Consider the following 26324-nt stretch of genomic DNA (forward strand, 5'->3'; position numbering starts at 1 on the left):
GGCTCAGCCGCGGCCATGCCTGTTAACGACCGTTACCTGCAGACGGTAGGTTGGTGTTGAGCGCAGCGAAGCCCAACAGCTTTTACAGCCTCAAAACAACGCCCACTGGTTGCTGTCCTCTACCGTCACCGGTGCTGGCGTAGGTCTGTCAGGCGCGGTGGCCAGCCGCTCGGCCAAGCCCGCCGCGCGCTCGGCACGGGTGGCCACGGCTTCGCCCAAGCGGGCGGCTAAGGCCCAGATTTCCACCTTGTGTTTGGCGCGGGTGATGCCGGTGTAGAACAGGCTGCGGCTGAGCAAGGGGCTGGGCAGTTCGGGCAGCACCAGCAGCACGTTGGCAAATTCCGAGCCCTGGCTTTTGTGCACGGTCATGGCGAAGGCGCTGTCGTGGCTCGGCAGGCGTGCCGGGGCGAAGGGGCGGTAACCGTCCTCGCCTTCAAAAAAGACGCGCAGGCCGTATTCAGTGTGCAGGCAGAGGCCGATATCACCGTTGAACAGGCCGAGGGCGTAGTCGTTCTGCCGCACCATGATCGGCCGGCCGACATACCAGCGCTCGCGCGCGGAAACCTGGCTGCGGCGTTTGATCCGTGCCTCCAGCGCTTCGTTGATCCCGGCCACGCCCCAGGCCCCCTCACGTTGAGCGCAGAGCGCGCGAAAGGCATTGAACGCGGTAAAGGCGGCGGCAGGGTCGGCGCTTCTGGCGGCGCTGATATAGGGCGCGTAGCCCTGATCCAGACGTTCCAGCAACTCATTGGGCGTTGGCGTGGCCATCCAGGTCAGGTCGCTGCGGCTTTCCTTGAGCAGGTTCAGCGTGCCGCTGACATCGCCGCCATTAATGCGCCGCGCCAGTTCGCCGATGCCGCTGTCACCGGCAAAGCGGTGGCTGTGGGTGAGCAGCACCACCGCATCGCCCAGTTGTGAGGTCGGCTGGCTGATCGGCACCTGCTGGCCGGTGATGCGTTGCAGTTCGCCCGCCGCCTGAGCATCAAAACCACGGCCCTCGCAGAGCTCGGCAAACACCGCGCCGGCTTCCACGGCGCACAGTTGGTCTTTATCGCCAAGCAGGATCAATCGTGCAGTGGGCGGCAGCGCATCGAGCAGTTTGGCCATCAGCGCCAGATCGACCATCGACGCTTCGTCCACCACCAGCACGTCCAGCGCCAGCGGATTGGCCGCGTGATGCCGCACCTGCGGGCTGTCGCCCCGGCTGCCGAGCAGGCGATGCAGGGTGCGCGCCTCATCGGGCAGCGCGGCTTTGATCGCCTCGCTGACCGGCAACTCGGCTTTGGCATTGCGAATGGCTTCGGCCATGCGTGCAGCGGCTTTGCCGGTAGGCGCGGCCAGGCCGATGGCCAGCGGAGCGCCGCCCGGATGTTCGCAACCGGGCTGTTCAAGCAGCGCCGCCAGCAAACGCACCACGGTGGTGGTTTTGCCGGTGCCGGGGCCGCCGGAGATCACCGCCAGCTTGCGTCGCACCGCTTGCGCGGCGGCCAGGCGCTGCCAGTCGGGCTGTTGCTGATTAAAGGCAAACAACCGGGTCAGGCTTTCACTGAGCTGGGCCTCATCCACTTCGGGCAGATCGGCGGCGCGTTGCAGCAACTGCTTGGCCAACTGGCGCTCATAAGCCTGATAACGCGCGAGATAAAGGCGGCCGTGCTCAAGGATCAGCGGTGTGAACGCCCCCTCGCCGCCTACCAACGCGGATGCCTGCAACTGCGCCTGCCAGTCCGCCAGTTTCGGCAGATTGAAGGCATGTTCCGGCCAGGGCCGCTGCCCGGCTGTGCGCGCCAACGGCAGGCACACATCGCCTTTGTCCAAGGCCATGCACAGCAGCGCCGCTGACGCCAAGACCACCGGCGACGCCTGCGGATCAAGGCGCTGCAAGCTGGCGACCAGCGCGCGTTCCAGCGGGCCGAGGGGCAGATCAGCAAGCGTCATAGTCCACTCCCGTAGGGTGGATGACGCTTCATCCATCCACCGTTCGCCGTGGTGGATGAAAACAGCGTCATCCACCCTACCCTAGACATCCCCGCCGGATCACCCAACAGCATCAGCGCCCCTCCGCAAACAAGGTATCCAGCGCATCCAACAGCCCATCGCTGGGCCGCGAGAAATACACTCCAGCGCTCGGCATGCCGCGCAGAAACAGGTAATACGCGCCGCCCAGCTGCTCATTCTGGAAGCCATCCAGACGCTGCCGCAGGAAGCGCCGCAGCGCCACCAGGTAGATCAGGTATTGCAGGTAGTAATGCTCGGCGGCCAGGGCGTGCAGCAGGCGTTCGCCGCCGTAGTAGCTGGCGTCCGGGCCGAGCCAGTTGGACTTGTAGTCGGCGATGTACCAGCGGCCGTTGTGCTCGAAGGTCAGGTCGATAAAACCCTTGAGAAAGCCCTTGAGGCTGTCGAATTCCAGCCGCGCCGCCGCCTCGCGCATCGGTGCCGCCAGGCCATGCGCCGGGTCGCAGAGAATCGCGCGCAGGCGTTGCACATCCAGCCCCGCCAGGGGAAAGGTAAAGCCCAGTTCGGGCAAGCGTCGGGTCGGATTCAGACCAGCGAGGGTCAGACCCTGGCCGTCCAGATCGGCGTCGATCACTTGTTGCAGATGGTCAAGCGCCACGGCCTGCCAGTCGTTGCTGATGCCGTGACCGCTCAGCCCCGGTTCGATCAGCTCAGCCAGCGCGCCTTTGCTGCGCGCCCAATCTTCGAGGATGGCGTGCAGACAGGTACCGGCCCGCGCACCACGGGGAAAGGCGAAGAAGCCCGTGCCCGGCTCGCTGGCATCCGGCAGCACCAGGCCATCGCGGTCCGGGGCTTCCATATGCATACCCGCCGCCAACCCCGAAAAGCTGCCGATGCGCCAGGCGCTGTGCAGGCTGCGCTGCAAGGTGGCGAGTTGCTGCGGGGCCGGGGCGCGTTGCTCACCGGCGGCGCTGGCCTCGCTGTCACGCAACGGTTGAATGGCCATCTGGCCTTGGCTGCTGGCGATCAGCTGTTCGACTTCCGCACGCAAACCCTGCGGACTGAGGGTTTGCAGGTGGCCGGCCAGTTCGGCGAGGGCATCCTCACCCGATAACCCACGGCCGTGCAGCAGCCAGGCCAGGGCGCTGCTGTGCAGGCCGCTGTCGCCGAGGCTGCCGTCCTTTTTCGGCTTGCAGTCCACCGGCCCCCAGTGCAGCCACAGGCGATCGCGCGCGCGGGTCAGGGCGACGTAGGTCAGGCGCAGTTTTTCGGCAAAACGCTCATGACGGGCGCGCTCGCGGTGTGTGTCGAGCTGTTCGCTGCCGAGGTCCAGCAGCGGCGTGCCGTCGTCGGCGTGGCAGCTGATGTCTTCATGCTGGCGCAGCAGCGCGCCGTCCCACAGGTAGGGGCAGAACACCAGCGGGTATTCCAGGCCTTTGGAGGTGTGGATGGTGACGATTTGCACGCGCTCGGCATCGCTTTCCAAACGCAGCAGGGCGTCTTCGCCATGGGCCTCGGTGCTGCGCTGGGCGTTGAACCAGGCGAGCAATTGCTCCAGGCCGGGACGTTGCAGGCTTTCGCTTTGCAGCAGCTCGGCCAGGTGCAGCAGGTTGGTCAGACGGCGCTCGCCATCGACCAGCGCCAGCAACCGCTGGGCCACTTGCTGCTCATCCAGCCAGGCGCGGAAAGCGCGCATAAAGCCTTGTTGCTGCCAGAGTTGGTGATAGCGCTCGGCGGCTTCGCGCTCACGGTCCCAGGCTTGGGCATCCTCGCTGCAGGCGGCCAGATCAGCGGCGCTGCGGCCCAGCAAACGGCTGGCCAGGGCATAACGCAATGCGCCCTCGCGGCCCGGTTCGGCGTAGGCGGCGAGCACGGCGGACAGCTCATCGGCCTCTTCGCTGTGCCAGACGTTCTCCTTGCCTCGGCGCACGCTGGGCACGCCACGGGCGGCCAGTTCGGCGGCCACTTCGCCGGCTTGACGGTGACTGGCGACCAGCACGGCGATATCACCGCCCTTTAACGGCGTATGGATACCCGACTGTTCGAAATAGGCCTCCCCCCGGCTGCTGGCGCTGAGCACCGCCGCAATGCGCCGCGCCGTATCCCGCGCCACCAATGCCCCCGCTTCACCCTTGCCCAGGTAGTCGTTATCCAGCCAGACCAACGCCAGCGGCGCGTCGGTTTCATCCTCAATACGCGGCAATACCAGTCGCGCCCGCGCCTTGCTGCTGGCCCCGACCTGCTGGTAAGCCAAGCCCTTCTCGGCAAAGGGCATGGGCCGGTCGAACAGCTGATTCAGCGCGGCGATCAGCGCGGGCGTGGAGCGGTGGTTGGTGGCCAGGCTGTATTGCCGCGCGGCTTCGCTGCGGGCTTTTAAATACGTGGCTAAGTCGGCACCGCGAAACGCGTAGATGGCCTGTTTGGGGTCGCCGACAAAACACAGGTCGCCCGCCTGGCTACTGCGCGCCTCGCTGACTGCGTCAGTTCCTCGCTCAGGGCTCGCCGTACAGCCAGTACTGTCTCGCCCTTCGCTCGGAGCCTTCCTTGTCAGCAAGTCGCTCGCTACGCCAGGGTTTGAATAGATACGGTGAAACACCCGGTACTGCACCGGGTCGGTGTCCTGAAACTCATCGATCAGCGCCACCGGATACTGCGTGCGCAGGGTGCTGGCCAGGTGCTCGCCGCCCTCACTCTGCAAGGCTTGCTGCAGTTTGTTGAGCAGGTCATCGAAGGCCAGCAGGCGTTGCGCCGCCTTGCGCGCGGGCAATTGTTCGTTGAGCTGATGAATCAAGCGCACCTGCAGGTCGATCAGGCGTTGCTCAGCCTCGGGTTGTGCGGCATCCAGCGCATCGCACAGCTCCTGCAAGGCAGCGGCCAGCGGATTGGCGGGGGCTTCGCAGCCCTTCTTGCTGGCCTTGTTCAGCCCTTCGCGGGCCAGGCGGCGATGCGCTTCGGTCTTGCTGAACAGCGCAGCGGCGTCGCTGAAATAACCGTCCAACTCAGCCTGCCAGACGCCCAGTTTGGCCGGGTTGCACATATTGCTCTTGAAGCCGTCAAAGGCCTTGAGCTGCGCCAGCCAGCCGGCGCTTTCGCCCTGCCAAAGGCGCTGCGCCTGCTGCCAGGCAGCGCGCAGGGCGCTCATCTCGCTGCGCGTGCCCGGTTGTGGTTCGATGCGCAGGTAGGGTTTGCCCAGGTGATTGCGCAAACGCTGACGCAGGCTTTGCGGAGTGATCTTTTGCTGCACCAGAAATGCCGCCCATTCCGGCTCGGCGCTGGCCAGCTCATGCCGCCAGAGGTCGGCGAGCAGGGCGTCGATAATCTCGCGGTCGTCGTGGGTCAGCTCGTTGTCGAAATCGCCACCGGCCTCGAACGCGGCGTCCTGCAACGCCCGCTGGCAGAAGCCGTGGATGGTGAAGATCGCCGCCTCATCAAAACCGTGCACCGCCAGCAGCAAACGCCGGTGGCTGGCGGCATCCGGGTACTGGGCGTGCAATTCATTGAGCAAGGCGTCATCACCCGGCCCCTGTTCATACACTGCCAGCAACTCGGCCAGGCGCTTACGAATGCGCTCGCGCAGCTCGGCGGTGGCAGCGGTGGTAAAGGTCACCACCAGAATCTGGCTGACGTTGAGCTGTTTCTCCAGCAGCAGGCGCGCGTACAACGCGGTCAGGGTCCAGGTCTTGCCGGTGCCGGCGCTGGCCTCGATCAGCGAGCGACCGGTGAAGCTGTCGTGCAACAGGTTCAGGCTGGCGCTGCTCATGCTTCGTCCTCGTCACTGTCTTGCAGGGCGTCCAGCGCCGGGCCGTAGAGTTGTTCGGCCAACACTTCAAAGCGCTCATCCAGCGCTTCACGGTCGCGGAAGGCCAAGGCGTTCCAGGGGTCTTGGCCTTCACCGGTCATAAAGTCATTGCCTTGCCACATCACCCGCGCTTCGCTGCGGGCGGCGTCAATTGGCTCTTTACGCCCGGGGTTGCGCCATTTGTGAGCAAAACCGTGGCTGCATTTGGCGAACAGCGGCAGCGGCTCGCACAGCGCGCGTTTGTAGGCCTCCAGCCAGGGTAAGAGCAGCTCACGGGCATTGGCCAACGCGCCCAGACGCCATTCGCTTTTCGGTGAGAGCAGGCGGCTGTCGCGGCTGATCTCGGGGCTGGCCGCGCAGTTGAGCAGCAGATGGCGCAGCCAGAACGGCGCCAGCTCCCAAGCGCCGAGATCACGCAGGCGGTAATCAAACAACCCTTCACGGGTCACGCCATCCAGCCAGCCGTGGATGCGCACACCCGCCAGTTCGATATCGACCAACAGCGGTTGCGGCGCGTCCTCCGGGCGCTCGTCAAACAGGGTCGGCGCAAAGGCGCGAATCGGCCCGCGAATTTGCCCCCAGTGCGCCTGGCCCAACTCGCCCACTGGCAGCCAGCCGGAAGCCGCCGCCACGGCGCGCTCCTGGCGTTCACTCCAACCGTTCTCGATAGACTGCAACGCCAGCTGGCGCAGGCCGTGCTGGCGGGTCCACTCGACACTGAACGGCTCGTCACCGGCGAGGGCTTCCTCGCTTTGCGCCAAACGCAGGCCGAGGCGTTGTTCCAGCAGGTAGCGCGCCGGGTGTTTGAAGCAGTGAATCAACTGACTGGGTTCGATGCTTAACCCGTCCGCATCCGGTGCATCCAGAGCGCTGGCAAAGGGCGCGGGGGCTTGCACCGCCTGACTCAAGCGCTGTGCAGCGTGGAACCAGGGCGCGGCAAAGCCGGCATGGCGGTTGCCGGCGAAGTTGCCGGGGGCGAAGGGCTGCAGCGGGTGGTGGTGGGTAATCCTCGTGCTAGCCGGGCCGTTGCCATCGATCGCCGTCAGATCAACCACATCCAGCAGCTCGCTGACCAGTACCGAAGGCGGCAGCTCGGCGTTGCTGCGTGGATCACGGCCGACATAGCTCAGGTACAGGCCGCCCCGCGCCGAGAGCAAAATTTCCAGCAGCAGGTAACGGTCATCCAGCCGCCGTGCGCGGTCGCCGCGACGGGGTTTCTGGCTGATCAGGTCAAAGCCCGCTGCCGGGGTGCGGCGCGGCAAGGCACCGTCATCCAGACCGAGCAGGCAGACCAGACGAAACGGAAGGCTGCGCATCGGCACCATGGTGCAGAAGGTCACCGCGCCGGTGAGAAAGCCCGAAGCGGCGCTGCCCTGCTCCAAGGCAGCGGTCAGTTGCTGGCGGATGAGCGCCAGCTCAATCGGCCGCTCAACCCCCGAGGCGTCGCCCTGTTCTTTGAGCGCTGCGCAGGCCTTGGACAGCAGCAACAGGGTGTCACCGGCTTCGCGCTCATCGAACAACTGATCAATCAGCCCTTGCAGGGATTCGGCCCATTCGCCCAGGGCGCGCGGCCGTTGCAGGCTCTGCGCCAGCGCGGCCAAGCGCTCGACAAAACCGGCCAAGCGCCCGAGCAGTTGTGCGCGGCCGCCTTCCAGTGCATCCAGCGGCCAACTGTCGCCCAGCAACGGCGCGGCAAGCCCTGCTAATTGCGGCGGTGCAGCAAAGCCCAGCAGCAGGCGGTCCAGCCCTTGCCGCCAGGTAAAGGCCGCGTCGGCCGGCAGGCCCAGTTGCTCACGGTGCGTTTCATCGCGGCCCCAGCGTACGCCCGCGTCGCGCAGCCAGTCGCGCAGCAGCGGTAAATCTTCGGCTTCGATACCTGCGCGGCGGGCAATGGACGGCTGTTCCAGCCAGGCCAGAATTTCTTCGGCAGCAAAGCGGCTGTCCGGCAGCGCCAACAGGTTGAGGAAGGCTTCGATCAGCGGGATTTCCGCGCGCAGGCTGCGGTCGGCCAGGCTGAACGGCACGCGCGGCACACCTTCACGCGGGGCAAACACCGCTTCGATATAGGGCGCATACCGCTCGATGTCCGGGGTCAGCACCACCACCTGATCGGGCGTCAGCGCGGGGTCGGCGGCAAAGCGGGCGAGCAGTTGGTCATGCAGGATTTCCACTTCGCGCAGCGGCGAGTGAGCGACGTGCAGTTCCAGTGAGCGGTCGTCTTCGCGCAGCACTATGCGTTCAGCCGCCGTTCGAGTGCGCAGGCGCAGGATGTCGTTCTGCAATGCCTGCAACAGGCTGGCGTCTTGCAGGTCTTCATCTTCGGAATACAGGCCGATTTCCTGACTGCCTTCGCTGGAGGCCAGGCTAAACAGGCTGTCGAAAAAATCGCGGCCCTGTTTGCCTAGGCTGGCCAGTAACGGATGGCCGACATCCAGGTACCAGTCTTCGGGGTTGGCTTCGGGTTGCCGCGCCAGTTCGCGGATGTCGCGAATCTCGCCCCAGGCTTCGCGGCACGGGTTGAGGGCGAAAACAATCACCTGGGTGTGCCGCGCCAGGCCTTCCAGTACGCGCATGTGGTGCGGTGGCAGCGAACTGATGCCGAACACAAGCACGCGCTCGGGCAGCCCGGCGATGGGCGTAGCGTCATACAGGCGGGCGAGCAACTCTTCCAGCAAGCGGGCGCGGTGCGGGTGGCCGTCTTTGGTCAGCTCGCGCCAGAGCAGCGCCTGCCAGCCTTCATCCGGGCCAAGATCAAGCAGCTCGTTGCGTTCCCAGGCAGCCAGCCAGTCGTCGCGATACAGCAGGTATTGGTCGAATACGTCGGCGATCTTCACGGCCAGCGACAGCCTTCGGCGTTCATCGCCACCGTCCAGGTAATGCGCCAGACGCGGCGCTTCAGCCAAGTGAGCGGGCTCGCACAGCCAGTCATACAAGCGCCAGCTCAGGCTGCTGGGGCTGAACGCCGATTGCTCCGGCAGTTGCCCCAGGCACAGGCGCGAGATGTCCCAGACGAACTTGGCCGGCAGCTGCACGTCCAGCTGCATGGCAATGCCCTGCTTGCGCGCCAGCTCCAGCGTCAGCCAGCGCCCCATGCCCTGACTCGGCACCACCACCCAGGCCGGCGCAAACGGCTCGCGCATTGGCGTGGCGAGCAGCGTGGTCGCCAGTTCGCCAAGGGTTTCCAGATCGGGGGCATGGTAGAGGGTGAACATTGGGCAACCGGCCTGCTGTCGAAGGCGCTAGGGTAGCAGTTCAGCGGCGGCACAGCAGGTGTTCAGCCGAGGCAGACGCGTTGACACCGATCAATGTTTCCCCGGGAGTGCACCGTTAAAGTGCCGCCTCTATGTGTACCCTCGCCCCTACACCACGGATCATCTGCACAGACGCATCACTGGGTCTGCGCCTGCGCCAATGGCTGGCCAGCCAGACCAGCGCCGGTGAGGTCATCTGTGTCACCAGCGACTGCAGTCAGGCACCGCTGTGCCACTGGCTACAGGCACCCAGCCCGCCGGCAGAAGATCTGCTGCATGCGGCCCTGAGCGATACGATCGCCACCCTCATGCGTACCCGCCATGCGTTCAAATCCCGCGAGCTGGGTGAGCTGCGCACGCGCCTGGAGGGCTTGCTGGAGGAATTGTCAGCCACCCGGAAAATAGAGTAGAACTAGCGTTCAAGTAGGTTCCGCCACGGCGGGAACCGGCTTTGCCGGGCAGGACACAGGGCCTGCAAGACGAAGCGCCGCAGCAGTGCGTTCATCACGAACGTAATGCTGCGGCGCTTTTTTTATGGCTGCGATTTGTGGGGGCCACTTGGCCGCGCAGCATCCGGGCGAGGCGCTGACCACTGTGCATGACTGCAAAACAACAACAGCAGGGAGGGAAGATGAACTCAGTAGCCGCACTCGATGAGCTGATCCAGCGCATCGGCCTCAACCGCCGTGACGTGCATGAGCGGCGCAAACTCCTCGACTGGCAGGATGCCGACGCCACACGCCTGAATAGCGCCGCCGCGCACATGAGCGACACCCAACAGGCCTTTACCGAGCGCCTTTACGGACACCTGGCCGGCTTTCCCGGCCCCGCCAGCCTGATCAGCAGCGCATCCACCCTGCAACGCCTCAAGCACAGCCAGCTGGATTACTACCAGCGTCTCTGGCACGGCCCCTACAACGCCGACTACGTGGCCAGCCGCCTGCGCATCGGGCTGATCCACCAGCTGGCCGGCATCGAACTGAAATGGTACATGGCCGGTTACCGGCTGTACCTCGATGAAGTCCTCGCCCGCCTATTCGCGGAGCATCCCGACCAGGCTCTCTACGCCAGCCTGTTGAAAGCGGTGTTCTTCGACATGACGCTGGCCATCGACACCTACAGCGCCGCCCAGCGCAAGGCCCTGGAAGACAGCGAAGCGCGGTTCGCCCGGGCCTTGCGTGGCGCCAATGACGGCATCTGGGACTGGCACCTGCAGCACGATCGTCTATATGTCTCGGCACGCTGGGCCCGCATGCTCGACCTCGACCGTGATCAGCTCGGCGAAAGCAGCGCCAGCTGGTTCAGCCGCGTGCACCCGGACGACCTGCCGGCGTTGCGCCAGGCCCTGGAAAGCCACCTCAGTGGCGCCAGCCCGCTGTTGCACCACGAGTACCGCATCCGTCGCTGCAATGGCGATTACCTCTGGGTGCTGGTGCGTGGCGTGGCGCAGAGCGATGCCAGCGGGCAACAGCGCATCGCCGGTTCGCAGAGCGACATCAGCGCACGCAAGGCCGTCGAACAGCAACTGCGCCACGCCGCCCGCCACGACCCGCTGACCGGCCTGGGCAACCGCCTGCGCCTCGACGAGCTGCTGCTGCAAGCCCTGCAACAGCTGGGCAAAGAGGGCGCGCGTGCAGCCGCACTGCTGTTTATCGACCTCGACCGCTTCAAGCTGATCAACGACAGCCTCGGTCACTCCTGCGGCGATCAGGTACTGATCGAGATCAGCCGCCGCCTGAACCACTGCCTGCGCCCCGGTGATCACGTGTGCCGCTTTGGCGGTGATGAATTTGTGGTGCTGCTCACCGACCTGGCCAGTACCAGCGATGCCGAGCAGGTGGCCCAGCGCATGCTCGACAGCCTGCACCTGCCCCTGCATGTACAGGAGCAGGTGCTGGTGGTCAGCGCCAGCATCGGCATCACCGCGTTGCAGGCCAGTGATGCCGCCGAGGATGCCCTGCAGGCCGCCGACCTGGCCCTGTATCAAGCCAAACAAGCCGGCAAGGCTCAGTTCGCCCGGTTCAGCGCTGAACTGCAGGCCAGCGCGCATCATCAGCTGGAACTGGAAAGCGCTCTCGGCCAGGCCCTGCTGCGTGATGAGTTTGTCCTGCACTACCAGCCAATCTGTCGCAGTGATGGCACGGGCACTCAGGTCGTCGGGGTCGAGGCCCTGCTGCGCTGGCAACGCGGCGAAAAGCTGGTCGCACCGCTGGAGTTCATCCCCTCACTGGAAGAGTCCGGGGAGATTGTTCCGGTCGGCGACTGGGTGCTGCGCCAGGCTTGCCGCCAGGTGCGCGCCTGGCAACAGGCCGGGCACACGCAACTGCACTGCGCCGTAAATCTTTCCAGCCGGCAGTTGCGCCAGGACGACTTTGTCAACCGGCTCACCGCCATCCTGCAGGACACCGGTTTGCCGCCCTCCTGTCTGGTGCTGGAAATCACCGAAAGCCAGTTGCTGGAAGACAGCACCGCAACCCTGATCACCCTGCGCGCCCTCGCCAACCTGGGTATTCAACTGGCCCTGGATGATTTCGGCACCGGCTATTCCTCACTGGGTTACCTCAAACGCTTTCCACTGCACATCCTCAAGGTCGACAAGAGCTTTATCGGCGGCGTGCCCGAAGATGCCGAACTGCAAGCCATCAGCCGGGCGATCATCGGCCTGGGCCACAGCCTCGGCCTGGAGGTCATCGCCGAAGGCGTGGAGCACGCCGCCCACCTGGATTTTCTGCGCACGCAGAACTGCCAACTGGCCCAGGGCTTCTGGTTCAGCCGTCCCTGCAGCGCCCATGAACTGCAACCCCTGTTCAGCCGCATGAGCACCCGCTTGCCCTCAGCCGAAGAGCCGATCGAATCATGAAAACCAACCTGCCCGTTAGTCAGCACGACGTCAGCGTGCCAGAAGACGCCAACATCCTCTCCACCACCAACCTCAAGGGTGCGATCAGCTACATCAACCCTGATTTCATCCGCATCAGCGGTTTCGACGAGGCTGAACTGCTCGGCCAGAACCACAACATCGTGCGTCACCCGGATATGCCCAGTGCCGCCTTCAGCGAACTGTGGCAAACCCTCAAGGCGCGCCGCTCGTGGATGGGCCTGGTGAAAAATCGTTGCAAGAATGGCGATCACTATTGGGTCAGCGCCTACGTCACCCCGGTGGTGCGCAATGGCCAAACGGTGGAATACCAGTCCGTGCGCACACGCACCACACCCGAGCGCATCGCCCGAGCCGAGTGGTTGTACGGCCAGTTGCGGGCAGGGCGCAGCCCACAGCAACTGCGTCCACTGCGGCTGCCGCTGGCCAATCGCTTGAGCGTGCTGCTCAGCCTGCCCATCCTCGCCTGCGCCGCCGTTCTGGCAACCAGTGGCAGCCTGCCCGGCTGGCTGGCCGTCAGCGGCGGATTGGGGTTGAGCGCCTTGCTGTCGGCAGGCTGCCACCTGGCACTGCGGCCACTGCACCAGCTCTGTCAGGAAGCCCGCGCCCTGGTCGACAACCCGCTGAGCCAGTGGGTCTACAGCGGCCGCCGTGACGAATTCGGCCAATTGGCCTTCGCCCTGCACAGCCTGCGGGTCGAGTCCGGTGCAGTGGTCGGACGCCTGGCCAACTCGGCCCGGGAACTCAGCCAGGATGCCGCCGAACTGGCCAATGCCATCGACAGCAGCAACGAGGCCAGCCTGCAGCAACACACAGAGACCGAGCAGGTCAGCAGTGCCATCAGCCAGATGGCCAGCAGCGTGCAGGAGGTGGCGCGCCACGCCCAGCTCAGTGCCAATGCCGCCAGCCAGGCCGATCTGGAAACCGTCAACGGCCTGCAACTGGTCGAGGAAACCCGCCAGCAGATCGCCACCCTCGCAGCGGAAGTGCTGCACGGCCATCAGGTGATCCAGCAGCTGGAGCTGCACAGCCAGGACATCTACCAGGTGCTCGATGTGATCCAGAGCATTGCCGAGCAAACCAACCTGCTGGCCCTTAACGCCGCCATTGAGGCGGCACGCGCCGGTGAGGCCGGACGCGGCTTTGCCGTGGTGGCCGATGAAGTGCGCGGCCTGGCACAACGGACCCAGCAATCTACGGCAAAGATCCACGCCATTATCAATGCCCTGCAGCTGGGCACGCGTGACGCGGTGGCCGCCATGGCGCGCAGCCAGACACAGGCGCAGGCGAGTGTCGAACAGGCGCTGCAGGCCGCCGAAGCGCTGGGCGGAATCAACCAGCGGGTGGCGCAGATCAGCGACATGAACATCCAGATTGCCGCGGCAGTGGAGCAGCAAAGCACGGTGGGTGACAGCATTCAGCTCAACCTCTGCGCCATCCGCGAGGCGAACCTGAGCAGCGTGGCCGCCAGTGATCAGAGTCGCCACAGCGCCCAACACCTGGCGAAGCTGGCCGAGCGTCTGCAACTGCTGGTGGAGCAATTCCACAGCCATCAACGCCACGCCTGACCGACGCGGCGCTGGAAAGCAGCGAGACAGGCGCCCTGCCTCACGAGGACAACGACGTGAAGTAACACCCCAAGAAAATTGGTCTATACCACCCAACCTTGGTTGGGTTGAGGTAACGCGGCGCACCCGCTTTAAGTTGACATGCGGCATTGCAACCTTTTTGCCATCAATGACCGCTAATACTGCTCAACTCCAACAACAAAAGAGCGCCTTCCCTATGAAAACCCTCACCTCCCTGGTCGTTGGTCTAGGCCTGGCTTTTAGCGCCAGCCATGCCAGCGCCTGGTCGCAACCTACGCACAAAAACATCGTCAAAGACGCCCTGGCCTTCCTCAACTCGGCGCACGCCACGCCCGAGATGAAACGCGCCTACCAGTTCTATGTCGGTGCCGCCGGCAGCGAAGCCCGCGCGGGGGAAATCCTCGGCCAGGCCGCCTACGACGTCGATGATTTCCAGGACACCCGCCTGGGTGGCTGGTGGGTCGGCTACGAGCACGCGCCGGTGTATGGCGCCGCCGCTTCGCTGGTCAATTACACCTCCTATTGGCACTTCATCAACATGGCCCGCCAGGGCGACGCCCACGGCAACGACCACGGCGGCTACGACTACCGCTACCGCAAGGTGGATGGCAGCTGGAGCGGCGACGTTGACTGGTACGCCATGGTTTACCTGTACAACCGCGAGCTGAAGAAAAGCGACTTCGACACCACCGAAGCGCATTACCGTCAGGGCACGTCCTCCAACTGGCAGACGCACTATGGCGACTTCCAGACTGCGGCCTTTCAGCCCATCGATAACCTGGCCAAATACTGGTTCGATCAGTTCAAAAACGCCCCCTCGCTGCAAACCATCGGCTACTCACTGCACACCACCGGCGATGTGGCGCAGCCACACCACGCCTGGGTCACCTCGGGCAACGGTCACTCCGGCTGGGAAGGCTGGGTGGACGATCATTACTTCAGCGAAGGCCTGAACAATATCGCCGCGGTGGCCAACCGGGTGGGCAGTTACGACCCGCAAAAGCCGATCCGCGAGCTGCTGACCCAGACCGCGCAAGTGGCCTACCAGCGCCCCGAGCCGCTGTATGACACCAGCTACGCTACCCGCCTGCGGGTGGCCAAGGAGCTGATTCCGGAGTCCATCGCCCTCACCGTCAGCGTGCTGACCAAGGGTGCCAACACCTTCTACGGCCAGGGTGGCCTGTAAGGTGCGCGCGATGATCCAGCGCAGTTTGCTGGTACTGGGGCTGACCGGCATCTGCCTGTCAGCCCTGGGCAGCCAGGACCTGCACATCAACGGTGAACGCCTGCCTGGCAAAAGCATCGGCCTGCTGGAACAGGCCATGACCCGGGTCAAATTCAACACCGACCTGCGCCTGCTGCGCACAGGCCTGGCGGAAAACCACCTGCTGGCCCGTGAGGTGGAAGACGAACTGAATACCAAATACAGCAGCGATTTGGATGCCTTGGTCGAGCGCGAGGCGAGCAATCTGATCGAGCAGGTCTACGGCCGCCAATTCGACCACGATGTACGCCCCTTTCTGCGTCAGCCACAGGCGCTGAGCAGTGCCCGCATGCGCCAGGTACTGACCGCGCCAACCCAAGGCGTGGTGCTCGACAGCCTGCAGTTGAGCCCCCAACAACAAACCGATGCTGCCCAGGTGCAGCTAATCAGTTGGCAATTCCCCGGCCAGGCCGAACAACGCCTGAACCTGCTGGAGCTGTATCAAGGCGACAACGTGCAAGGCCGCGTGGAGCTGCAACAGGGCAACCTGGTGTACCTGGCTGAACAGGTGCGCCAGCAGGCGCTGCGTGACTACCTCTGGTATCAGCTCGGCGAGAAAGGCTTTAGCACGGACGAACAGGCCGGCATCCGCCAGCTGGTGCGCGACAAACTCGTCCGCCACAAGTACCTGCACCAGCTTGGCCTGCACAACGACTTTCACCATGAAACCGCCGGCCTGCGCGAACGCGCTAGCCGGGTCAGCGATGCGGACGCCGAGGCTTACTACCAGCGCAACCTGCAGCTCTACCTGAACGTTGCCCAGGTGCAGGCCAGCCATATCCGCCTGGCTGATCAAGCCAGTGCCGACCGGGTGTATGCCGAACTGCAACAGGGCCTGAGCTTCGATGACGCCGTGCGCCGCTACTCACTGGCTGAGACCAAGAGCCACACGCCACCCGGCGACCTCGGCCTGATTCGCCCACAGGACGCGCCGCTGGATTTTCTGCGCAAGACCGCCCTGCTGCAGAAGGCAAACAGCATTTCTCAACCGATGTTGATCGACGGTGCCTTCGAGATCGTGCAGGTACGCAGCCGCGAGGATCGACAGCTGCCACTGAGCGATCCCAGCGTGCGGTATGAGGTCAACCAGGCCGTGGCCAAGGAGCAACTGACCCAAGCCTTCCAGGCTCGCGTCGACGCTCTGCTGGCCAACGCCAAGGTAGAAGGGCTATGAAGGCCTGGCTCGGTATCGGCCTACTCGGCGTGATCACCGCGGTGACCATCGTCGTTGTGCGCACGCCCCAGGCTGATATCACACCTGCCGTTGCAGCACAGACTGCAACACCAATCAGTCCGCCCATTCGCCTGCCAGAGATGCCCGCCGCACTGCCGAAACAGCAGCCAGCGGCAGCCCCAACACCTGCGGAACAACCTGTGGAAGCGCCGCCCAGCGAACCGCCCCTGAATGCCCAGGAAGCGCAGATGCTGATTCAGCTTATGGCCGATCAGGGTGACCCACGCAGCCCGGCCCTGGGCCAACTCAAACCGCGCCAACCCGCCAGCCCCGCCCAAATGGCCGATCCGGCGCAGTACAACGCCTTCGAAGAACAACAAACCCGCGACCAGATCATGGCCTACGCCAGCGGCGTCCAGCAGATCCCCGCCATCCGCGAGCGCATCGAACAAGCCGCGCAATCCGGCGAACGCAGCCAAACCGAACTCGACGAAGCCCGCGCCGCGCTGGAGCAGCTGGAAATGCTGCAGAACAAACTGCTGAGGGAAAGACCGGAACTGTTACCGGATGGAGGCGAGTGACAGAAATACGCTCATCCGATGGGTGCCCAAATGCTCTAATCGACTCACCACCCGAAGTAGGAACTTCGGCCGGCCATCCCTCGCTCGTACTGCAGGCATGCGCAGTAAAAGCCTGACAATAGATGCATGGCGTAATACCCGTGGCGCACAAAAGAACGGCGGGATGGCGAGCGGCGCTTAAACGGCAGCGAGCAATTAGCACCAAAACAAATTCTATTCAGATCCAAAATATTTATCTGAATAAATTTCCACACGCTGTCACGCCATTAGGTACAGCATTTAAGCGCCACGTCTTTATATTGATTAATGACATTTTAACGCCAACCGTAAAAGACGCACAGCGGCTCGAGGATAACCATTACGCAGGCTCCACGGTCGAATTTGTTTTTTGATATGTGCTTTAGTGCTGACTAGCGCATGCTGTGCAACTGAGTGTTCAGATACACACTGTTCGCTGAGACGGGCATAGACGCGCAGATTACCCTCGTATATTCCATACGCCTCACGGCAACTGTGTTGAACCTTAAAGCCATTTTTCTGCAATAAAGCCTCGAGCGTTTCCATACAGAAGTAGCTACGGTGAGAAATATGGATTTGCCACAAACCAAGTTTCGGCCAATTAGCCAGAATATCGGGCACCTCTATAACCAGCCAACCATCAGGGGCAATCAGTTTGGCAATCCATCCCAGCGCCTTTCCCGGCTCATCCAGATGCTCCAGCACATGAAATAAGGTCACCAACTTTGGCTTGAATGGCAGCTGAGTCGTTTGGTCCAGGTACCCGTCCTGGATAGCCTCACCTAATCCCAAGGTATGAACCGCATGCTCGCGCTGAGGCCCACCAGGTTCAATACCGGCATATTGTTCGCAGCCATGTGCCCTGCAGGCGTCCAGGAAAAAGCCTAACCCAGAGCCCACGTCCAACACAGAAGAGCATTCACCAACCACTGCGTTGATTTCGCTGTAGCGATAGCCCGCAATCAGGCGGTAGTGACAGAGCGCATCTTCGGGTGGCGGCTGACGCATCAAGCGAGGGTAAATGTGTGAATAGAAACGGGTCTGGGCTTCACCGCTGAGCCCTCGAGCCAGGTAAACCACGCCGCATCCACGACAAGCCGATAGATTGACTTCAAGAAAATAGCGATCACGACGCCAGATGAAAGAGGGGTCGCGCTTACCGCAGGACGGACACGGAAGCTCCAGCAGATTCTGGTTCAGCCTGCCGAGCTCAACCAGCAAAGAGGAATTTTGACTAACCGACATTAATGCCCACTATATATTAAATGATTTTTTATCAGCGCACTTTAAATCAACACACCATTACTTTAAACCACATTCACAAACATTAAAAAATCAAACAAAAAACACAAAGCAATGACCACATATTAATTTACCGAAGCGTAACATAAAAAACTTCCACCTGAATTATTAAAGCCTACCTGAGCACTTTAAGCCATTGAAAACCTCCGATTTCCGATAACCACTATAGCCTGCTTACATTCACAAGCGGATAAAATAAAAAATCACAGCACATAAAATGATTACGCCATGCACCGCACAGAAAATTTAACACTACGCCTTGCAAAGGCCTATACTCAAAGAATTCTAGCGTCTAATTCTACCGTGAAAAAATATTATTCAGAATCCATAGGTTTCTTGCGGTAAACACCATCATCCCCCCTCACACCAGGCAGTAAATGATCGTCCCTACCGTAAATGGGAGTGACCTCTGTTTCATCGGTGAAAGTCTCCCGTTGCAGGCACTCAAACAAGTAAGCAACCTGCGTATCGCCAAAGCGGAAGTTGGCGTGGCGAATCACTAACAGGCCGCCAGGACGCAATACCCTAGCAAAATCTATGATAACTCGCTCGAAATCGCTAAATCTCAGCCAGGCTGAACACTGGTCCGGGCAGCCCCCCAAGGCGCCATGGCGAAATACAGCCATAGAAAGGATCAGCTCGTAGGACTCTGGCTGATAAGACTCCACATTAGCGGCGCATTTAAATGCCAGTCGGGATGGATACCCCTCACGTCGCCAGCGTCTCCAACAGTCACGGATACGCCCCGGCTCGATATCCACACCACATATATGCGCCTGGGTGAAATACCGGGCTAGGTTGAACACCTCCTCACCTGTCGAGCAGCCGAAGGACAGAATGCGGGTTTCTGGCTCATCGACAATGAACTCGCTTAGCCACTGGAGCCGTGACGAGTATCGAGCGTCACGGGTGGTACCGTAGGGCTGAAACAAGCCTTGCGGAGCTCGCCAAAGTAACAACGCCGAGCGGCGATGCTCGCCTCCGCGGACTATCTGTAGGGCAAGGCGCGCCATGCTGACTAAGGAGTATCGCTTACGTATACAACGCCTGAAGAGCATATTCATATGCGCTTTACCTGAGCACGGACAAACTTGACACTAGCACTCACTCTCCGACACGGAAGTGCCCACAATGAACAACGAAAAAACCGCCATCGCCGCCGACATCCTGAACTTTAAGCCTGGGAAGACTACCATTGCCGAGAATCTCCAGGCAGCCCAGCTTCGAGGCGATATAATCCTGCATGAAGACGGCAGCTGGTCGCTGACAAGAACCTACTTAGCGGCCAACAACTGGGTATTTGGCCCGGTAAGCACGCCCTTCCCTTGCGGGAAACTTATGGGGTTTCTCTTTTACCAAGCATATGCACTAGCGACTGTTCCTGACGGTTGTCGCACCTGCTACAAAGTACAAGTGCGGCCGACCACATTGCAGCAACTGGTCGCTTCCGAGCGAATTGCTCATGACCTACCTTACGCCTACAAGGCCGGTGCCAGTCTGAACTTGCAGTTCCAAGCCGGACCCTACCGCACGCTGTTTTATCTCGACAGCCTGCAACAAGCCCAAGACGTTTACAAACAAGTGCGCGAACGAGTCAACTTGGCCAAAGAGCTGGGGCCGAATGTCGAGGTCACTATTAAGCGGGGATGCACAGCGTATGAAATCCATTGCGGCCCATCCAATAACTTCACGTTCACCAATGAACTCAAGACCGTTGAAACGGCCCTATTGGAGCGCCTGCGCCCAACTCAGCGCCTGGCGCCGGTCTCCGCTGCAGTCACATTGATGAAGTGGGTGCAGGTCGCCTATCAGGTGGGCGACAACAGTTACAAAAACTTCACCCAAGGGCGTCCGCTCTATAAAGAGCCAGTGAACTATTCACCGGAGTAAACCAATTGTCCGTAAATTGCGAGTACGGTAACCTCATCAACCATACTCATCTGGAGCAAAGCGCATGAATGACATGACAGACTGTCCAGCCCCCCACGGCGAAAAAATCGAGCAAAATATCCAGCGCAAGGCCTGGCAAAAGCCGGACCTCACCGAGGTATCAATAACCGACGTAACCGCATCCATCTTCGCTACGAGCGGAAATGATGGGACCTTTGGTTTCAGCAACGTGTCTTGATCTGGGACGCTCGGTTTTGAAAGTTAGCCTGTGAGCGCCTTCGCCGGCCTATTGGCCATAGGGCGTGCTTTGCCGGTTGATCTGGCCGAGCGCTTTGCGAAAGCATTGGACGCTCCAGGGCTGGAGTTGCCGCAGTACTGGTCGGACGCGGGTGTGCACCTGTCACATCGCATGCGCGTTACAGCTCCCGAGGACCGCCAGGACAAGCAACCAAGGCGCAATGCCGAACATCCTTTAGTGCTGGTATTCGACGGCTATTTGGTCAACCGACCCGAGCTGATTCAATCATTGGCCCTGCCAAGGTCGGCGAATAACTGGCCAGACAGTGCGCTTGCCTTCGAGGCGCTTCTCCACTGGGACGAGCGGGCAGCTGAGCATCTGTTGGGCGATTTCGCACTGGCGGCCTGGAATCCAATGACGCAATGCCTGCTGTTGATGAGGGACGGCGTAGGCCAGCGCCCACTCTACTACCACCACAGCAACGGCTTATTTGCTTTCGCGACGTCTCCCACTGCCCTACTGGCAATCCCTGGTATTCCTTGGGGCGTGGACGAAGATCGACTGATCCTAAACCTTTTTGATTTACCCCTCGATCCCCATAGCACCTTTCACAAACACATATCCGCACTTCCCGCCGGCTCCGTCGCTACCTTGCGCGGAAGCCGCCTGACTCAACGTTGTTACTGGACACCGGAGCGCAAATCAGAACTGCATCTGCCTCACGAAGAAGACTATGTTGAGGCCGCGCGCGAACTGTTCAACCGAGCGGTACGGGATTGCCTGAGAATCGAAGGCCCTGCTTTTTCGTCCATCACCGGAGGATTGGACTCTTCCGCCGTTTCGGTAACGGCGCTGCGACATCTGCCTGGCAACAGACTTACCACACTGACCAGCCTACCAGCCGAAGGTACGATTACCGCCGATTCACCATCTTTTTATGCCTCCGAACGCCCGTATGTGGAGAGCATCGCGGAACAAAGCCCTAGCCTGACCCCACTCTTTTTTCCTGGCCCAGAGCTGCATCGCTGGGATACAGACTGGACAGCCATGTTTCAATCCACGGGTACCCCATGGCGTAATGTCATGAACCTCGCATGGATGGGCCCCGCAAGGGACTATGTACGCCAGCAGGGCGGGCGCGTGCTGCTTTCGGGCGGGCTCGGTAACATTACATTGTCTTGGGATGGCCAAGGCACACTTCCCGGCCTGATCAGACGCGGCCGATGGTTGCAGGCACTCCGGGAAGCCAATGCTCTGGCACAAGGCTCCGGTCGGTCGGCTTCTACGGCGCGCCAGATCTTCAGGACGACGTTGATGCCGTTTCTGCCTGGTTATATTCAACGTGTAATGCGAAACCTGCTGGGCCAATCAACAGAGTTGGAGTGGCAAAAGCAGTGTTCGGTTACACCGGCAGCCCGAAACCGGCCCCAGATCCAGGCCGCATTCAGAAAGCGCGAGCGCATGTCTACGCTGGGTAGCTGGGAACTGCGCCAATGCTGCTTTGAGGAACGCCAGGTTAGCCTTGAAGCTATGGGGCTTGTACGAGCACTCCATGGCTTCGAAGTTCGCGACCCCATGGCTGATCGTCGGTTGCTGGAGTTCTGCTTTTCGCTGCCCGACAGCCTCTATCTGAACGGTGGTGTGAGCCGACTGTTAGCGCGTCACGTCACCGCAGACCGCCTGCCGGCGAGCGTTGTAAACAACCGCCGTCGTGGCCTGCAATGCCCAGAGTACATGCATCGGATGACGGCCATGCGACCGATGCTGGCCGAGCATCTCGCTCAATTGAACGGATCTCCCCTGGCCAGAGAGATACTCGATCTCAAGCGAATGAGTGCACTGCTTGCACACTGGCCTTCGACGCCCTGGCACCGCGAGTACCTGACAGTACTTCACCGAGGACTGCACTTTGGTCAGTTTCTTCACTGGGTAGAGTCCGGCGGCACGCGGAACTAGTCGTAACCCAGTCTCGCCCTCATCGCCTCTGTAGCGTTTTCCACGCGCCTGCGTTGTTTATCGGTCAGTTGTTCACGCCAACTGCCCGCTCGTCCCTCCCGAAAGAACCGCTTGGCCCGCGCTGGACGCTCACTGAAGCCATGCTGGGCTTCAGCCGCCTGTAGCCGATCAAAGCGAGTCGCTGTCATTGCCTGCTCCAGCCGTCCTGCATCCAACGTCCAACCAACGTACTCGACAACACGAGCCAGGCTTTGCAGAGGCTGTATCAACATATCCTCGTAACGCAACAACAATGGAGCCCATGGCGCGGGCAGATCAATCCAGCTGCGGACATGGTGAGACCAGCTCCCCAAGAACTGGGGTAACTGCTCCAGCAGCCAGGCGCGCTGATGGCAAAGCGTAGCGTTTTCGTCGAGGAGAAAATCGATCGTTCTGTCCGCATCGATACCGATGTGCCCTGCGAGCGAGAGCACTACATCGCGAGGGTCTCGCACGACATAAATCGCCCCCAAAGTGGCATCTACCGGGAACAGGGGTTCATGACCCGGCGTCAGCCGCCAGGCATCATGGACCTTGTTGAAAAGAGGATTACGCGCGGCGAGGGCCAGCTCTTCATACAAGCGCGGACGTAGCATGAGGATCTCGTCCGGCAGTAAATCGGACGAAGCCACGCCAAGGTGGTCGTCGAAACGGCGGCGGCTACTGGCGGCGTGGGCAAAGTCCAGCCTCTGGGAAAAATCCGGGGTTGCACCACCGTTGCGATAGCTATTCAACGCCAGGCGCAGCCAGGTATTGCCTGACTTGGGGTAGGACGCCAGCCAATAAAAACCACTCATGCCGGCACACGCCCGCGTGCGTGGACGTCAACAATACGACTGACGAGGTCATCCAAGTGCTCGAAACCCGACAACTGTCGAAGCAGGATATGGTCGGCGACTCCTGCCGCAAGCTGGGTTGCCAGCGAAAAGTGGGCGGCTTTATCCGTCGCCACGCGCATCAAAGCAGGAGCCTGGTACAGGGCGTGCGCGAAACGAATTGATGCATCGAGCCCCATGACACACTGCTGGCCGACATGCTGGACGTCATTAACCCGCTCAAGGTGATAAAGGGTTGCGAGCTTCAGCGGCTCATCGGCCGAAAAATCTGTCGCTTGCAATCCAATAGAGAACTTGTCCATGCCCCGGCGGACACGCTCTCTTGATGTGCCGCGCACCTCTTCCCGCTCAAGAGCATCGCCCCATAGTTTGATCCGGGGGAAGGTCGGCAGTGCCAAGGTGCCTTGCTCCCCGGCGCAGACCAAAGTCACATCATCAGCCAGGATTGGATAACCTCGGCGAATGAAGGCTGACGCCAGGGTGGATTTACCGGCCCCAGATGCTGCGCTGAATGCCACCGCGACATCGCCATGCGGGGTGGGTAATCTGACGCAACAGGCATGCAGGGGAAGTAGACCACGCCGCTGGCAGGCAATGGCGAAAACCATGCCGAACAGGAAAGCTCGAATAGCAGGAAAGTCCTCAGGGAGGTGAGGCTGTATGCGAATCGAACGACCATCGGCCGCTATGCGGTAAGCCGCCACCCCGTCAATAGCAAAGCGACAAGTCCCGTCAATGCTGTGTTGCACAATCGGCCCCACGTGAACAGACTCTGCCAGGTGCGCCTCGACAGCTCCCAACTCAATGAGCAGTTCTACCGGCGCCTGCGGATCACCTGTCCATGGCAGCAAGTCCGGCAGCGAGATCTCACTGTGGACTCGCCAGCCACACAACCGATAATCGTCATGCATTACCGGACTCCTTGGTCAGTTGGCGCAGAGGAGAGATGTTGCCTATGCCTTCACCGCCGGATACCACACCACCGCCCTCACCACGCATCAATAGCCAGGCATGCGCACTCAGTCCATCTCCTCCGTCGCGAACCCCAAGACACAGTACAGAGCGGCGGCCACGCAGGCGCAACATCAAAGCGGCAACTGTGGCTTGAGAAAGGCACAACGGCCTCCAAGGTAAGCGCCGAGCAGCCACACTAACAGCCCACCCCACTGATCGTGCAGTGGGATCACAAGCTGGAGCCGTGTGGGCAGGAGGTGACTCGATACGTGCGCCGCCAAGTTTCAGCAGATAACGCCAAGGCACAAACAGCAGAGCAATTGGTAAGAATGAAAGGAATAGGGCAGCCTCGACGACACGAAGGCGATGAGCCGTAATGATCAAGCTGCAACCTCTATAAGCATCCGGTCAGCGAGCTTGTGCAGTAACTCCAGAACGTCGTTGCGGATGACCTCGGGATCGGCGTGATAATCCACAGCTAAAGCATGGCAGAGCGCATCCACTTGAAGTGGTCGCTCAAGGCGCTTCCAAATATCCGTAGCCACCGAATTGAGACCAAAGTAATGCCATTCGGACACACTCATGAGTACTAAGTCTCCACCTACCTCCGCAGCCAAAATGCCGGCATCTCTCGTGACGGTAGACCTTCCCGTGATCGCAGCCATCTTGCGACTCCTCCCCTTAAATATCCAAATTGTCGCACAGCGCAAGTCCTCCTGATAATCGATAAGTTAGGACGCCAGATAGCACACGATCAGCTTAGCGGTGTCCACTTTATCCCTGCACTCATCGGATTGTTTTGGCTCAATGCTTATTAGCCATCCACTATGGCCATACTGGTCATGGCTCAGGACTCTGCGAGGACCATCTGAGCAAAACGGGGCGCAGCCCGGATACACCCGGCATCTAAAGCAGCCGACAGACGCTTTCCCGACGCGTGCCAGGCACGCACAACTTGAGCCTCAGACAGACCCAACGTATCGTCGACACAATCTGCTGATAATGGTTGGCCTTTAGAGGCGCAATCAAATTGATATGGACGGTAAATGAAGGCTAACGCTGTTGTTCCGGTGATCCTCTCGGGCGGAAGTGGTTCGCGCCTCTGGCCGCTTTCACGCAAGCAATGCCCCAAGCAATTCATCGCGCTGACCGGTGAGTTGTCGCTCTTTCAGCAAACAGTGCAGCGCCTCAATATTGACGGCATGGCATCACCGTTATTGGTGTGTAACGTCGAACATCGTTTCCTGGTCAAAGAGCAGCTGGCGCGAATTAGCTCAACCCCGCAAAGCTTGGTGCTTGAGCCGTTTGGTCGGAATACGGCACCCGCTGTTGCCTTGGCGGCGCTACACCTGCTTGCGCAAGGGCGCGACGAACTCATGTTGGTGCTGCCTGCCGACCATGTAATTGATGATGACTCGGGTTTTCTCAGCGCCCTTGAGGCAGGCGTGTCAGCAGCCGAGGCTGGCGAAATGGTGCTGTTTGGCGTGCAGGCCGTTTCCCCTGAAACAGGGTTCGGGTATATCAAGGCCAACTATGATGCGAGCGGTGGATTGCCCTTAGGCACCTACCGCGTGGATCGGTTTGTCGAGAAGCCAGATGCCGTGCTTGCCTGCGAGTATGTGAGCAGCGGTGACTATCTCTGGAATAGTGGCATGTTTCTGTTCCGTGCCAGCCGCTATCTTGAGGAATTGCAAAGCCACGATCCGGATATTTATGACACCTGCATACTGACACTGGCGCGCAGTGAACTGCGCTCTGATGTCTTAACTGTTGACCCACACACATTCGCCTGCTGCCCGGATAATTCAATCGACTATGCCGTGATGGAGAAAACCTCACGCGCTTGTGTGGTGCCGATGTCTGCTGGATGGAGTGATGTTGGCTCCTGGTCTTCGCTGTGGGATGTGCATGCCAAAGACAGCAATGGCAATGTACTGAAGGGTGATGTGAGCATTCACAACAGTTGTAGAAACTTCGTCCACAGCAGTTCCAGATTGGTTAGCCTGATTGGCCTGAATGATGTGGTTGTGGTGGAAACCAAAGACGCCGTGCTGGTTGCTCATAAAGAAGCAGTGCAGGACGTCAAGAGCGTTGTTGATCGGCTTGATCGTGCCAATAGAGATGAAACCCATCAACATTGTGAAGTCTATCGGCCATGGGGAACCTACGATCTTTTAGACAGTGGTGCGCATCATCAAGTGAAGCGAATTATCGTCAAACCGGGTGCGCAGTTATCCTTACAGATGCACCATCACCGTGCCGAACATTGGATAGTCGTGTCAGGCACCGCCCAGGTTACCTGTGATGACCGGGTATTCCTGCTCACCGAAAATCAGTCGACCTATATCCCTATTGCTTCCATTCATCGCCTGGCTAACCCTGGGAAGATTCCGCTGGAGATAATTGAAGTGCAGTCGGGCAGCTATTTGGGCGAGGACGATATAGAGCGGCTTGAAGATGTCTATGGACGTGAGACGCTGTTGCGCTCGGATGTGGAAACCCACAACAATTAGTTCGCAGCAGATCATATAGTGGGCACGGCTGCTCAATGGCATGTCAAAATTTACAGCCATGGGGTACTGATCAGCTGCCTGGCAGACTG

General features: G+C 60.9%; 19 protein-coding genes and 1 pseudogene. 11 read left to right on the forward strand and 9 right to left on the reverse strand.

Translation table 11 applies throughout. The features are described from left to right. Positions 1-90 precede the first annotated feature (90 nt). From recD to recC, 3 genes are all read right to left on the reverse strand, one after another. A complete protein-coding gene (gene recD, locus DBR00_RS19345) occupies positions 91-1935 on the reverse strand; it encodes an exodeoxyribonuclease V subunit alpha (protein ID WP_108487234.1) in 1845 nt (614 codons plus the stop codon). 112 nt (positions 1936-2047) lie between these two features. After that, a complete protein-coding gene (locus tag DBR00_RS19350; protein ID WP_108487235.1) occupies positions 2048-5713 on the reverse strand; it encodes a UvrD-helicase domain-containing protein in 3666 nt (1221 codons plus the stop codon). Continuing rightward, entirely contained in the window at positions 5710-8964 is a 3255-nt protein-coding gene (gene recC, locus DBR00_RS19355) for an exodeoxyribonuclease V subunit gamma (RefSeq protein ID WP_108487236.1), read from the reverse strand. Before recC ends, DBR00_RS19350 begins: the two co-directional genes overlap by 4 nt. A gap of 131 nt (positions 8965-9095) precedes the next feature. On the opposite strand from recC, the gene DBR00_RS21225 reads away from it, so the two are divergent. The 7 genes and pseudogenes from DBR00_RS21225 to DBR00_RS19385 all read left to right on the forward strand — a co-directional run bounded on the left by DBR00_RS21225 (position 9096) and on the right by DBR00_RS19385 (position 16489). Continuing rightward, positions 9096-9413, forward strand: a complete 318-nt coding sequence (locus DBR00_RS21225; protein ID WP_256583083.1) for a hypothetical protein — start codon at positions 9096-9098, stop codon at positions 9411-9413. Positions 9414-9634: 221 nt separating this feature from the next. Beyond that, complete coding sequence (locus DBR00_RS19365) at positions 9635-11863, forward strand: bifunctional diguanylate cyclase/phosphodiesterase (protein ID WP_108487237.1); 2229 nt, start codon at positions 9635-9637, stop codon at positions 11861-11863. Continuing rightward, positions 11860-12189, forward strand: a pseudogene (locus tag DBR00_RS21535) (PAS domain-containing protein); the annotation flags it as partial. The gene DBR00_RS19365 and the pseudogene DBR00_RS21535, both read left to right, overlap by 4 nt. 132 nt (positions 12190-12321) lie before the next feature. Further along, positions 12322-13449, forward strand: a complete 1128-nt coding sequence (locus DBR00_RS19370; RefSeq protein ID WP_371920684.1) for a methyl-accepting chemotaxis protein — start codon at positions 12322-12324, stop codon at positions 13447-13449. A gap of 217 nt (positions 13450-13666) precedes the next feature. Next, positions 13667-14656: a phospholipase gene (locus tag DBR00_RS19375; RefSeq protein WP_108487239.1), complete on the forward strand. Its 990-nt coding sequence runs from the start codon at positions 13667-13669 to the stop codon at positions 14654-14656. Between the two features lie 10 nt (positions 14657-14666). Beyond that, a complete protein-coding gene (locus tag DBR00_RS19380) occupies positions 14667-15908 on the forward strand; it encodes a peptidyl-prolyl cis-trans isomerase (RefSeq protein ID WP_108487240.1) in 1242 nt (413 codons plus the stop codon). Next, positions 15905-16489 carry a hypothetical protein gene (locus tag DBR00_RS19385; RefSeq protein ID WP_108487241.1) on the forward strand — a complete coding sequence of 195 codons (585 nt, stop codon included), beginning with the start codon at positions 15905-15907 and terminating at the stop codon, positions 16487-16489. The genes DBR00_RS19380 and DBR00_RS19385 overlap by 4 nt, the downstream gene beginning before the upstream one ends. Positions 16490-16792: 303 nt before the next feature. On the opposite strand, the gene DBR00_RS19390 is transcribed toward DBR00_RS19385, so the two are convergent. Both DBR00_RS19390 and DBR00_RS19395 read right to left on the reverse strand, forming a co-directional pair. After that, positions 16793-17752 carry a class I SAM-dependent methyltransferase gene (locus DBR00_RS19390; RefSeq protein ID WP_108487242.1) on the reverse strand — a complete coding sequence of 320 codons (960 nt, stop codon included), beginning with the start codon at positions 17750-17752 and terminating at the stop codon, positions 16793-16795. A 371-nt stretch (positions 17753-18123) separates the two neighbouring features. Further along, a complete protein-coding gene (locus DBR00_RS19395; RefSeq protein ID WP_108487243.1) occupies positions 18124-18873 on the reverse strand; it encodes a class I SAM-dependent methyltransferase in 750 nt (249 codons plus the stop codon). A gap of 67 nt (positions 18874-18940) precedes the next feature. On the opposite strand from DBR00_RS19395, the gene DBR00_RS19400 reads away from it, so the two are divergent. From DBR00_RS19400 to DBR00_RS19405, 3 genes are all read left to right on the forward strand, one after another. Next, the gene (locus tag DBR00_RS19400; RefSeq protein WP_108487244.1) at positions 18941-19699 is read left to right on the forward strand and encodes a hypothetical protein; all 759 of its coding nucleotides are present in this window, start codon (positions 18941-18943) and stop codon (positions 19697-19699) included. A 64-nt stretch (positions 19700-19763) separates the two neighbouring features. Next, positions 19764-19937 (forward strand): hypothetical protein, encoded by a 174-nt coding sequence (locus DBR00_RS20695; protein ID WP_158271585.1) that lies wholly within the window; start codon positions 19764-19766, stop codon positions 19935-19937. Between the two features lie 69 nt (positions 19938-20006). Then, the gene (locus DBR00_RS19405; protein WP_218276648.1) at positions 20007-21893 is read left to right on the forward strand and encodes an asparagine synthase-related protein; all 1887 of its coding nucleotides are present in this window, start codon (positions 20007-20009) and stop codon (positions 21891-21893) included. On the opposite strand, the gene DBR00_RS19410 is transcribed toward DBR00_RS19405, so the two are convergent. The 4 genes from DBR00_RS19410 to DBR00_RS19425 are packed head-to-tail and all read right to left on the reverse strand — an operon-like array spanning position 21890 to position 24387. Next, positions 21890-22729: a sulfotransferase domain-containing protein gene (locus DBR00_RS19410; protein WP_108487246.1), complete on the reverse strand. Its 840-nt coding sequence runs from the start codon at positions 22727-22729 to the stop codon at positions 21890-21892. The two genes, DBR00_RS19405 and DBR00_RS19410, sit on opposite strands and share 4 nt — an antisense overlap. Then, positions 22726-23679 (reverse strand): hypothetical protein, encoded by a 954-nt coding sequence (locus DBR00_RS19415; protein WP_108487247.1) that lies wholly within the window; start codon positions 23677-23679, stop codon positions 22726-22728. The genes DBR00_RS19410 and DBR00_RS19415 overlap by 4 nt, the downstream gene beginning before the upstream one ends. Then, positions 23672-24106, reverse strand: a complete 435-nt coding sequence (locus tag DBR00_RS19420; RefSeq protein WP_108487248.1) for a lasso peptide biosynthesis B2 protein — start codon at positions 24104-24106, stop codon at positions 23672-23674. The genes DBR00_RS19415 and DBR00_RS19420 overlap by 8 nt, the downstream gene beginning before the upstream one ends. Continuing rightward, entirely contained in the window at positions 24103-24387 is a 285-nt protein-coding gene (locus DBR00_RS19425; RefSeq protein WP_108487249.1) for a PqqD family protein, read from the reverse strand. The genes DBR00_RS19420 and DBR00_RS19425 overlap by 4 nt, the downstream gene beginning before the upstream one ends. 381 nt (positions 24388-24768) lie before the next feature. On the opposite strand from DBR00_RS19425, the gene DBR00_RS19430 reads away from it, so the two are divergent. Beyond that, the gene (locus tag DBR00_RS19430; protein ID WP_108487250.1) at positions 24769-26235 is read left to right on the forward strand and encodes a mannose-1-phosphate guanylyltransferase/mannose-6-phosphate isomerase; all 1467 of its coding nucleotides are present in this window, start codon (positions 24769-24771) and stop codon (positions 26233-26235) included. The last annotated feature ends 89 nt before the right edge of the window (positions 26236-26324 follow it).

It is taken from the genome of Pseudomonas sp. HMWF032, assembly GCF_003060885.1.
In the GTDB taxonomy this organism is placed as follows: Bacteria; Pseudomonadota; Gammaproteobacteria; order Pseudomonadales; family Pseudomonadaceae; genus Aquipseudomonas.

What these genes read in the sequence shown, in the direction of transcription:
- recD (WP_108487234.1), bottom strand. Translation starts at nt 1,935, where the DNA reads ATGACGCTTGCTGATCTGCCCCTCGGCCCGCTGGAACGCGCGCTGGTC.
- DBR00_RS19350 (WP_108487235.1), bottom strand. Translation starts at nt 5,713, where the DNA reads ATGAGCAGCGCCAGCCTGAACCTGTTGCACGACAGCTTCACCGGTCGC.
- recC (WP_108487236.1), bottom strand. Translation starts at nt 8,964, where the DNA reads ATGTTCACCCTCTACCATGCCCCCGATCTGGAAACCCTTGGCGAACTG.
- DBR00_RS21225 (WP_256583083.1), top strand. Translation starts at nt 9,096, where the DNA reads ATGTGTACCCTCGCCCCTACACCACGGATCATCTGCACAGACGCATCA.
- DBR00_RS19365 (WP_108487237.1), top strand. Translation starts at nt 9,635, where the DNA reads ATGAACTCAGTAGCCGCACTCGATGAGCTGATCCAGCGCATCGGCCTC.
- DBR00_RS19375 (WP_108487239.1), top strand. Translation starts at nt 13,667, where the DNA reads ATGAAAACCCTCACCTCCCTGGTCGTTGGTCTAGGCCTGGCTTTTAGC.
- DBR00_RS19380 (WP_108487240.1), top strand. Translation starts at nt 14,667, where the DNA reads ATGATCCAGCGCAGTTTGCTGGTACTGGGGCTGACCGGCATCTGCCTG.
- DBR00_RS19385 (WP_108487241.1), top strand. Translation starts at nt 15,905, where the DNA reads ATGAAGGCCTGGCTCGGTATCGGCCTACTCGGCGTGATCACCGCGGTG.
- DBR00_RS19390 (WP_108487242.1), bottom strand. Translation starts at nt 17,752, where the DNA reads ATGTCGGTTAGTCAAAATTCCTCTTTGCTGGTTGAGCTCGGCAGGCTG.
- DBR00_RS19395 (WP_108487243.1), bottom strand. Translation starts at nt 18,873, where the DNA reads ATGAATATGCTCTTCAGGCGTTGTATACGTAAGCGATACTCCTTAGTC.
- DBR00_RS19400 (WP_108487244.1), top strand. Translation starts at nt 18,941, where the DNA reads ATGAACAACGAAAAAACCGCCATCGCCGCCGACATCCTGAACTTTAAG.
- DBR00_RS20695 (WP_158271585.1), top strand. Translation starts at nt 19,764, where the DNA reads ATGAATGACATGACAGACTGTCCAGCCCCCCACGGCGAAAAAATCGAG.
- DBR00_RS19410 (WP_108487246.1), bottom strand. Translation starts at nt 22,729, where the DNA reads ATGAGTGGTTTTTATTGGCTGGCGTCCTACCCCAAGTCAGGCAATACC.
- DBR00_RS19415 (WP_108487247.1), bottom strand. Translation starts at nt 23,679, where the DNA reads ATGCATGACGATTATCGGTTGTGTGGCTGGCGAGTCCACAGTGAGATC.
- DBR00_RS19425 (WP_108487249.1), bottom strand. Translation starts at nt 24,387, where the DNA reads ATGGCTGCGATCACGGGAAGGTCTACCGTCACGAGAGATGCCGGCATT.
- DBR00_RS19430 (WP_108487250.1), top strand. Translation starts at nt 24,769, where the DNA reads ATGAAGGCTAACGCTGTTGTTCCGGTGATCCTCTCGGGCGGAAGTGGT.